The organism is Peribacillus sp., from assembly GCF_059453735.1.
This window is the reverse complement of record NZ_JAZVJO010000390.1, coordinates 1-7226: the sequence shown is the minus strand read 5'-3', so window position 1 is coordinate 7226 and position 7226 is coordinate 1. Positions and strand designations below refer to the sequence as shown.

The following is a 7226-nucleotide window of genomic DNA, read 5'->3' as shown; positions in this document are numbered from 1 at the left end:
CATAGTCAAGAGGATAGCCGGAAATGTCATTCCAAATCGTATTTGTGATGCAGCCTGCTCCAATATAATAGTCAAAAGGCAGATTCATCTCCTTAAGCACCTGCAAAACTCTAGTTATAAGCTCACTCCTTAAAATTGTCTTTACTAATATGTCCTTATCATTTATCATGTTCCCCTCCTGCTTTTATGGATCTACATTACTTTATCAAAGTATCTTAAAGTAAATATTCTCTTTCTTAAATTAATCTTCCTTCTTCCATTAACTTGCCACTTTCTAAAAAACCCTTCTTATTTTCAACATTCATCTTTTTCCCTCCACTCATGATCCGTATTTTTCTTCTTTTAACCGCAGGCCATTCCCACTTCGGCATTATGATACAAGAGGCCCCGAAGGACCTTTTTCCTTGAATCAGGAAAGGTCTTCAGAACCTTTAGTTATCTTATCAGCCTCTAACTGTATTCAATTTAATACTCAGTAAACTTTTAAGATTATAGCTAACATAAAACATCTATAAGTCAACCGTAAATTTGATGATTCTGACAATTTTACTATTTATCCACTGACTACATCATTCTTTCTTTAAGCCATGGACCAAAAGATCTAATTTTATTTTCCCTGCCGACTTAATACCACTTTACAGAGGGCTCCACTCACGTTACTGGTAGATATTTCAGAATTATGAAGCATTCAATTAGTGAATTTACGGATATCAATCTTATGCTCTTTTATTTTCCTATATAATGTGCTTCTGGCAATCCCCAGCAATTCCGAAGCATGGCTTATGTTCGACGAAGCTTTCAGCGCTTTATATATTGCATTCTTCTCCGCTTCTTGTAACGAATAACTCGAATATAAATCGCTTTTTTTCAAAAATCCACTTGGCAGATGATGACTTCTGATTAAATGATCAACGGCACTCATTGAATGCAAAAAGGATCGTTCAATAACATTCTTTAACTCGCGGATGTTTCCAGGCCAAGAATATCCTCTTAGCGCTTTTAATGCATTTTTTGTTATATCATCCGGACCTTCTTTATATTGCATTTTCAAATCCGAAATAAAACCATTGACCAATAGATCCAAATCACCTGAACAATCTCTTAATGGCGGAATCCGGAGACTGAGTACATTCAAACGATAATATAAATCCGAACGGAACGTACCTTGATAAGCAATTGCTTCTTCCAGAATTCGATTCGTTGCAGCGATTACCCTCACATCTATTTTTCTTTCTCTATGATCTCCTAACCTTGTAATGCATCTGGTTTCTAAAACTCTTAATAATGCGACTTGCAGATCGAGCGGCATTTCCCCGATTTCATCCAAGAATATTGTCCCATGGTTTGCTTGTTCAAACTTCCCTATTTGACCTCCTTTCTTCGCTCCAGTAAAAGCCCCATCCACAAATCCAAATAATTCACTGCCAATCAATTCCCTCGGAATCGCACCTGTGTTTATAGCCACAAATGGTCCTTTGTTTCTTGAACTTTGGTTATGAATCGCTTGTGCTAGTACTTCTTTCCCTGCCCCTGTTTCTCCGAGGATAAGTACATTAGCCTGAGATTTAGCTGCCATTTCCGCAAGCAGCAGCTCTTCTTTATATCGGCGGGTACGTGTTTTGATGCGGTCAAATCTTTGAATATTATCTTTGTTATCCAGTACTTTAGGATTTTTTTCATCAATAATCAGCAGTTGATAGTTGTGAGGAGATGATTCCACTTCTTTCTTTCCTATTTTGAATTGCTTTGCCCATAGACTTACATCTCTTGGAGATCTTTTTTGCCCTTCAAAAACCTTCAGGTTATCATTTACCAATTGATTAGTATAGAGCACTTCATTCTGCTTATCTACCAATATAATGCCGGAATGGAGTTGTTCCTTATCGGAAATCAATTCGTTCCATGAAAGAGAATCGATAGAATGATGTTTTTTCATAAGAAATGGATCGGCTGGAATCAGCTCTTTGGAATCCGAAACAATCGAAAACTGTCCTTCATCATTTATTCTTCCTATGCGGATTGGTCTCGATACATGGCAAGTCTCTTTGTCGATCTCTATCGGACCGCATGGGGAATTTATCTTCTTTCCTTTGAAAGCATTCATTATCACAGAAGGATCACCGCTCTCCAAATCATTCACCGTCTCGAGCAGAAGAGAAACTCCAATATATGTATTGAACATTACGGATGAGACAACGCATTGACTGCCGAACTTTTTCTTGAAAGAGGATACAAATTCGATATTCTCTCTATTATCCAATGATTGAAAATAACTGCCGCTGCTATAGTGACCTGCTGTATATGCAGGTCCTATCTCTTGGATCTCGGTTTCTTTTGTTGTGGGACTGAAAATCGGGAGCATATCGCTGTCTAAGCCGAGGTCCTTAAAGGCCCTATAGAAGTGGACAAGGCTTGTTCCAACCAGGGTTGATATGATTGCATTAGGTTTCATACTATCGATTTCTTTGTATATCTCTCTGAAATTGATTTGGCCATGCGACACATACCTTTCCCCACAAATCGAACCGTTGAGTATTTTTAAATAACTTCTTATATCTAAATTTGTTGTACGAGGATAGATATAATCATTGCCTATTAAATATAGATTCAAGCCATAGTGTTTTTGAATATATTTCAACATAATATAAATTTGCTGATTAGGGACTTCGCCCATATAGATGACATTAGGATGTGCTTCATCTCCTTCAAATAATGCCGGGTATATAAGAAGACAACCGTATTTTTCTAATATAGGCAGAACGGCTTTTCTGCAAGCCGACGAATACGTTCCGATAAATATCCGTATACCGCTTTGAGCCAATTGTTCCGCTTGCATATATGTTTCAATTGGATCTGATTTAATATCCCTTATAACAAATTCAAATGTCCTCTTATTTTCTTGATTGAATTCTTCAAGTGCTAACTGTGCTGCATGCAGCTGACCAATTTCAGTTATGGATGTCGTACCTGTCAAAGAAAAAAGAACACCAAATTTCATTAAATTCCTCCTGTCTGTACGCTTTTGAGATTGATGTATCATTTTGGGACAAGTTCATCTTCTACTGGTAGTATAAAGCAAAAACAATTTATTTGAAAATTCAGTTTATAGATGTCTCAAAATGAGACAGTTTTAATACTTATAGCATCCATATGAATCCCCTGTTCTCAACATTTTTTTAGTTGGCACACTTTATGCATTATAAGTAAATAACAAAATAACCTAGACAGCCAGAGAACATAATCAGCCTTAGTAACACAAAATCGAAGGGAGAAATGAAAATGAGACATGGAGACATCAGCAGCAGTAAAGATACTGTAGGAATAGCGGTTGTGAATTACAAGATGCCCCGCTTACATACGAAAGAAGAGGTGCTGGCGAATTGCCGTAACATCCAAGAGATGATTATAGGGATGAAAAAGGGTTTACCAGGCATGGATCTTGTTGTTTTCCCGGAATACAGCACACAGGGAATCATGTATGACGAACAGGAAATGTATGAAACGGCAACCACTATCCCTGGAGCCGAGACGGAAATCTTCGCTGAAGCGTGCAGACAGGCAAATGTATGGGGCGTTTTCTCCATTACAGGTGAACAGCATGAGGATCATCCGAATAAAACACCATACAATACACTGATTTTAATGAACAACAAAGGAGAAATTGTGCAGAAGTATCGTAAAATATTACCTTGGAATCCGATAGAAGCCTGGTACCCAGGTGATACCACGCATGTTGCCGAAGGACCAAAAGGCATGAAAATCAGCTTGATCATATGCGATGATGGAAACTATCCGGAAATTTGGCGTGATTGTGCAATGAAAGGTGCCGAGCTTATCATTCGATGCCAAGGATATATGTACCCTTCCAAGGAACAGCAGATCATGGTTGCCAAAACGATGGCATGGATGAATACCTCATATGTTGCGGTGGCCAATGCGACTGGATTTGATGGGGTCTATTCCTTCTTCGGTCATTCCAGTATTGTAGGATTTGATGGAAGCACGCTTGGAGAATGCGGTACAGAAGAAAATGGAATCCAATATGCCGAACTATCTGTATCCCAAATCCGGGATGCCCGTAAAAACTGGCAATCTCAAAACCACTTATTCAAACTGCTCCACCGAGGATATACGGGAACCATTCAATCCGGTGACGGCGATAAAGGAATTGCCGACTGCCCGTTTGACTTCTACCGCACTTGGGTCTTGGACGCCGAGAAAGCCAGGGAAAATGTCGAAAACATTACCAGAAAACAAGTCGGGACGGCAGAGTGTCCAATCCAGGGACTTCCTTATGAAGGAGAAGAAAAAGAAGCAGGCGTTAAGTAGTTGCTAAAAGAGTCAGAATTCCTTCTGGCTCTTTTTAATCCCCTTACATACGACAATCATAGACAAGGAGAGAATGAAACATGCCATTTCTGAATGATAAGTTAAACCATTACAACGATAAATCAACGGCAGTTAAGGCACAACCATTATCCAACACCCAAAAAAGGCCTTCCCGATATACTTTTCAGGTTGAGGATGTAATGAATTGCCTGCACAAAACCATTTTTGGACAAACTCATATCCTGGACAACATGGAAGGCATGTTGAGATTGATTCACGCCGATATATCAGATGATAATCGTCCACTCTATGTAGCGATGTTTTTGGGGCCGACCGGTGTCGGAAAAACGGAAACAATCCGAATACTGGCCGAAGCTATTTATGGTGATCGAGAGCAATTTTGCAGAATTGATATGAATACACTCACACAAGAACATTACGCAGCTGCCCTTACAGGAGCACCTCCAGGTTATGTCGGGAGTAAAGATGGTTATACCTTATTCGACGCTGATAAAATAGCCGGGTCTTTCAGTAAACCTGGGATTGTTTTATTTGATGAAATCGAAAAAGCGGACCAAAATGTTATCCAAACCTTGTTAAATGTCTTCGATAATGGAAAGATGGTCATTTCCTCAGGAGAGAAAATAATAGATTTCAGAAACTCGCTTATATTTATGACAAGTAATCTTGGTTCACAAGCAATATATAACTTTGCAAACCAAGATACAAAATCAGTGATAAAACGAATTGCTTACCGGATGAAGCCATCCAACTGGAGAGCGGATACGGAATCAATCCTTGAGAGAATCATTCAAGCCGAACTCAAAAACGAATATACTCCTGAATTCCTCAACCGGATTGATGATATTTGTATTTTCAACTGGCTGGAAGGAGAACCTGCCTACTCCATCGTTGATAAACTTATTGATGAATTAAATAGTCGAATTAAAAAACACCACTATCGAATCAAATTGACAACAGAAGCAAAAAACCATCTATTGCAGGAGGGGTTCAATAAGCAATATGGTGCAAGATCGATTAAACGAGCCATAAGAAAATTTATAGAAATACCACTGGCCAAAATCATAGAAACAAATTCCAATAATGATTTCACGGTTTTGGAGGTTACTGCAGACAAAAAAGCCTTACGTTTTATTCAAAAGGTACAGGAGGATCATATATGAGCAATGTCGGATTACTGTATGTCGGAGCGGTTCTATTCATTAACGGTATGATGCTTTTAGGAAAAATTGATGGTAAAAGTGCTGGTATCTTCAACTTATTTGTAGGTACACTTCAAATATTCACCCCCATTTATCTCATCGTGACATCCAATGGCGATGCGTGGACCATTTTTTCCGCATCAGGACTTTTCTTATTCGGTTTCACGTATCTGTACGTAGGAATATCCAATTTAACCAATGCCTCCAGTACCGGCATCGGCTATTACTCATTATGGGTAGCCATCTTGGCGATAGGGTTTGCCTGCGTCAACTATTTTCACTTTAAAGACATTCCATTTACCGTCATATGGCTTATGTGGTCGTTCCTTTGGACACTATTCTATTTGCTGCTCGCAAAGGAAAAAAATATTAGTATCTATACAGGCTGGATTGCTATTATCCAATCATGGATTACAGCCACCATACCTGCCTTCCTAAGTCTGACCGGCATATGGCCGCTTATTAATAGCTCCGTTCTCGCCGTGACAGGAATTTTATTTTTCATTTCATTTTTTATTTACCTTTTCTTTTATAATAAAACAGTACATAAACAAGCATCATTATAAAAAAGGCAGATGAAGATAAACACTAAAAAAGGAAAGGCATTCAGAAATTAGATAACCTGAATGCCTTTTGTAGACAATCCTAAAGATTTATAAGATCTATTTATTTGAATTTCCCGGAGTCTCATTGGGTATACACTGTCTGTTTCGTATGTCTCTTTATTTGAATCGAATATTTTCAAAAAACTCTTGCACAAACAACACCAAAATCTTATTCATAGACAACCTCCCCGTACCAGATTCTATTATAATTTATAAAAAATTTTTAAATATTCATCGATAAAATCTTGAGCTTTTTGCGACAATCTCTACTGTAGAAATTGGGTTGCTTCTCCGACTAGAGTGCTGCTCAAATCATACTCTTTCGGCGGAACAGCGCTTACCAATCCGATTCCGTGATCTTCGTCTACGCCTTTGTCGCCTACATCCTCAGCATTTTCATACAGCATCTGGACAAGTATGTCGGCGGAAGCGGCAGGATAGGCTTCTTTGTACAACGCTAAAACACCACTAACCAAAGGGGCAGCATACGATGTACCGAAGCGAGTTTCAGTAACACCGGTTGATGATACAACTTCGATATCTACTCCTGGAGCAACAACATCCACATAGTTTCCGGTACTGGAATGTTCGGCGCGAACCTTTGTTGAATCAACAGAGCCCACGGCGATCACTTCATCGTAGGCAGCTGGGTAACTAATCTGTTTCTCTTTAGGTTCCCAACCCAGATTCCCGGAGGCACCAACTAGAATAACACCTCTTGAGGCGATTTTCTTAAGAAGCGATCTTTCCTCTTCGTATGCAGTGCTGCGTCCGAAACTCATTTGAACGATATCGATCTTTACGCCAGAATCAAGTAACTCAATGATTTTTTCATAGGCTTGGAAAGCTCCCTTGGTTGAGATTTTTCCATTGCTTTTGCTGATATTGAATTCGATGATTTCGGCTCCTGGCGCAATCCCGATCTCATCCGAAACAATAGTGGATGTCACCATTGTACCGTGATCAGAATGTAAAATAGGAAGTCCATCAGAGTCTTTATTTGAACCTTCTGAAAAGTCGTAAGAAGCAACTACCTTTTCAGACAAACCTTTCACTTCTGTTGATATTC

At 39.1% G+C, this 7226-nt stretch carries 5 protein-coding genes; 3 read left to right on the top strand and 2 right to left on the bottom strand.

The annotated features are described in order from the left end of the window. Positions 1-688: 688 nt before the first annotated feature. Positions 689-2998, bottom strand: coding sequence for a transporter substrate-binding protein (locus AC52RT_RS12775; RefSeq protein ID WP_495541096.1), 2310 nt, complete (start codon positions 2996-2998; stop codon positions 689-691). A 281-nt stretch (positions 2999-3279) separates the two neighbouring features. On the opposite strand from AC52RT_RS12775, the gene AC52RT_RS12770 reads away from it, so the two are divergent. From AC52RT_RS12770 to AC52RT_RS12760, 3 genes are all read left to right on the top strand, one after another. Next, positions 3280-4329, top strand: coding sequence for an aliphatic amidase (locus tag AC52RT_RS12770; RefSeq protein WP_495541095.1), 1050 nt, complete (start codon positions 3280-3282; stop codon positions 4327-4329). 80 nt (positions 4330-4409) lie between these two features. Beyond that, positions 4410-5513, top strand: a complete 1104-nt coding sequence (locus tag AC52RT_RS12765; protein ID WP_495541094.1) for an AAA family ATPase — start codon at positions 4410-4412, stop codon at positions 5511-5513. Further along, a complete protein-coding gene (locus AC52RT_RS12760; protein WP_495541093.1) occupies positions 5510-6118 on the top strand; it encodes an AmiS/UreI family transporter in 609 nt (202 codons plus the stop codon). The genes AC52RT_RS12765 and AC52RT_RS12760 overlap by 4 nt, the downstream gene beginning before the upstream one ends. Positions 6119-6423: 305 nt before the next feature. Here the strand turns inward: AC52RT_RS12760 and AC52RT_RS12755 are convergent. Beyond that, positions 6424-7226, bottom strand: an 803-nt coding sequence (locus AC52RT_RS12755) for a S8 family peptidase (RefSeq protein WP_495541092.1), incomplete at its 5' end; no start/stop codon positions are given.

Excerpts from the sequence above, each read along its gene's own strand:
- AC52RT_RS12765 (WP_495541094.1), top strand. The coding sequence starts at position 4,410 with ATGCCATTTCTGAATGATAAGTTAAACCATTACAACGATAAATCAACG.
- AC52RT_RS12760 (WP_495541093.1), top strand. The coding sequence starts at position 5,510 with ATGAGCAATGTCGGATTACTGTATGTCGGAGCGGTTCTATTCATTAAC.
- AC52RT_RS12770 (WP_495541095.1), top strand. The coding sequence starts at position 3,280 with ATGAGACATGGAGACATCAGCAGCAGTAAAGATACTGTAGGAATAGCG.
- AC52RT_RS12775 (WP_495541096.1), bottom strand. The coding sequence starts at position 2,998 with ATGAAATTTGGTGTTCTTTTTTCTTTGACAGGTACGACATCCATAACT.